Origin of the sequence: Paraburkholderia sp. Ac-20347, from assembly GCF_017104805.1 — a bacterium.
GTDB lineage: Bacteria > Pseudomonadota > Gammaproteobacteria > Burkholderiales > Burkholderiaceae > Paraburkholderia > Paraburkholderia tropica.
Genome location: NZ_JAAGPN010000518.1, coordinates 1 through 2,194, shown reverse-complemented (window position 1 = coordinate 2,194; position 2,194 = coordinate 1). Strand labels below are relative to the sequence as shown.

Here is a 2,194-nt window from a genome sequence, read left to right as displayed (position 1 = left end):
AGGGCCCGACGCTCGGCTGGACCTCGCCCGCCATCCTCGCCTGCGCGCTGACGACCGCCGCGGCCACGGCCGCCTTCGCGCTGCGCGAACGCTACGCGCGTCACCGCATCCTGTCGCGCGCGCTGCTCGGCGAACGGCGCTTCGTGGCGGGCAGCCTGCTCGGGCTCGCGATCAACTTCGGCATCCTCGCCGAGATCTTTCTGATCAGCCTCTATCTGCAGCAGGAACGCGGATCGAGCGCGCTCGTGACGGGCTTTCAGCTCTTCCCGCTGATGGCGATGTTCGGCATCGGCAATCTCACCTCCGCGCGCGTCAGCCGACGACTCGGTCCGCGCGGCACGCTGCTCGCGGGGCTCGGGCTCGCGACCGTGGGCAGCGCCGCGCTGCTCGGCATCGACGCGCTGCCTTACTGGGCGCTCACGCTCTGCATCGGCGTCGCGAACTTCGGCGCGGGCCAGGCTATCCCGGCGATGAACCTCGTCGTCATGCATGCGGCCCGCCCCGAGGATGCCAACCTCGCCGCCGCGTCGCTCAACGCGAGCCGCCAGATTGGCTCGCTGCTCGGCGTGGCGATTGCCGCGGTGGTCCTGCACAGCTTCGCGGACGCAGGCCGCGCGACGGCCGCGGGCTTCGCGATCATCGCGGCGGCGTATGCGGGCGGTTTCGCCATCGTCGCGCGCGCGATCGACGCGGGCTAGCGCGCGATCCGCACGATCCGCGCCATTCCGCCATTCCGCGATCCCCCATAAGCATCGAACAATAACTTCGTAAGCGCGGAGCCAAAACGCATTATGGTGAGAGACCGTGCGCGACGTCCGCGCGCGTTTTTCCGTTCCGATTCCATGCCGTCCCAAGTCGATGCGTTTTCCGCCTGGCTGATCGAAGGCCTCGAAGTCACCAGCACGCTGTTTCACGTCGGCCAGTATTGCGGCGCCTGGCAGGCCTCGACGAGCGGTCATCGCCGCGCCAGTTTCCACCTCGTCCTGCATGGCCGCTGCTGGCTGCATCTGCCGGAGCGGCCCGGCCGTCCGGCGCGCAGCGTGGCGCTCGCCGCCGGCGACGCCGTGTTCCTGCTCGACGACGTCGCGCACTGCCTGTCGCCGCACGCGCTGCCGCCCGCAGCGGGCGCGGAACACGCCCGTCACGGCACGATGACGCCACTCGACGCGGTCGGCCTGCCCGCGCCCGACAGCCTCGGTCTTGCGTGCGGCTTCTTCGAGTTCAAGTCCGGCCTCGACGGCCTGATGCTCGACCTGCTGCCCGATCACGTGATCGCGCGGCACGATCAGCCCGCGCTGCACGGCGCGCGCCAGATCTTCGAGCTGATCCGCGCCGAGGCGCATCTCGATCCGCACACGCCCTCGCCCCTGATCGCGCGGCTCACGAGCCTGCTGTTTCTCTACACGCTGCGCGCGCTCGATTCGAACGACGAACTGACGCCCTGCTTCTGGGCGCTGCTGCGCCGTCCGGCGTTCGCGCCGCTGGTCGCGGCGATCGTCGCCGAGCCGGGGCGGCGCTGGACCACGGCAAGCATGGCCGATTTCGCGCACATGTCGCGCGCGCGTTTCTGCAAGCTGTTCGCCGAACTCTGCGGCCAGCCGCCCGCGCAGTTCCTGACGCTCGTGCGCATGAAGCTCGCGGCGTCGATGCTGAGCACCGGCACGAGCATGCCCGACGCCGCCGAGCAGGTGGGTTACCAGTCCGAATCGGCGTTTGCCCAGGCGTTCAAGCGCGTGACCGGCGTCCAGCCCAGCGCATGGCGGCGCGCGGCCTCGGGCGACGCGGCGCTCGCCGCGCTGCACTAGCTTGCGCGGATCCGGGCCGCGCGCCGCTTCAACGCTGCCCGATCGCGAACCCGTCCGCGCCGCGCAAGACAATCCCGCATGAATCGCGGACAGCGGCGCATTGCCCGCGCTTCGCGCCGCGCCCAGAATCGGCACATCGATCCGCTTCTATCCGTGAGGAATCCCATGAGCCGTCTGCCGCTGCACACCGTCGAAAGCGCCCCCGAGGCGAGCCGCCCTTTCCTCGAGCGCTCGCTCGCCGCGAACGGCTTCCTGCCGAACCTCGTCGCCTCGCTCGCGAACGCGCCCGTCGCGCTCGAAACGTATCTGACCGTCGGCGAAATCAATGGCCGCAGCGGCCTGACGCTCGCCGAGCGCGAAGCCGTGCAGATCACCGCCGCCGCGATTCA

General features: G+C 70.3%; 2 protein-coding genes and 1 pseudogene. All 3 read left to right on the top strand.

Going from position 1 to position 2,194, the window contains the following annotated elements:
• Positions 1 to 698 (top strand): MFS transporter (locus G3N97_RS38265; RefSeq protein ID WP_205997921.1); only part of this gene is annotated, 698 nt, incomplete at its 5' end.
• 144 nt (positions 699 to 842) lie between these two features.
• Entirely contained in the window at positions 843 to 1,805 is a 963-nt protein-coding gene (locus tag G3N97_RS38260) for an AraC family transcriptional regulator (protein ID WP_205997920.1), read from the top strand.
• Positions 1,806 to 1,970: 165 nt separating this feature from the next.
• Positions 1,971 to 2,194 (top strand): annotated as a pseudogene (locus G3N97_RS38255) (carboxymuconolactone decarboxylase family protein); the annotation flags it as partial.

Coding starts and splice junctions, on each gene's coding strand:
- G3N97_RS38260 (WP_205997920.1), top strand. CDS start 843: ATGCCGTCCCAAGTCGATGCGTTTTCCGCCTGGCTGATCGAAGGCCTC.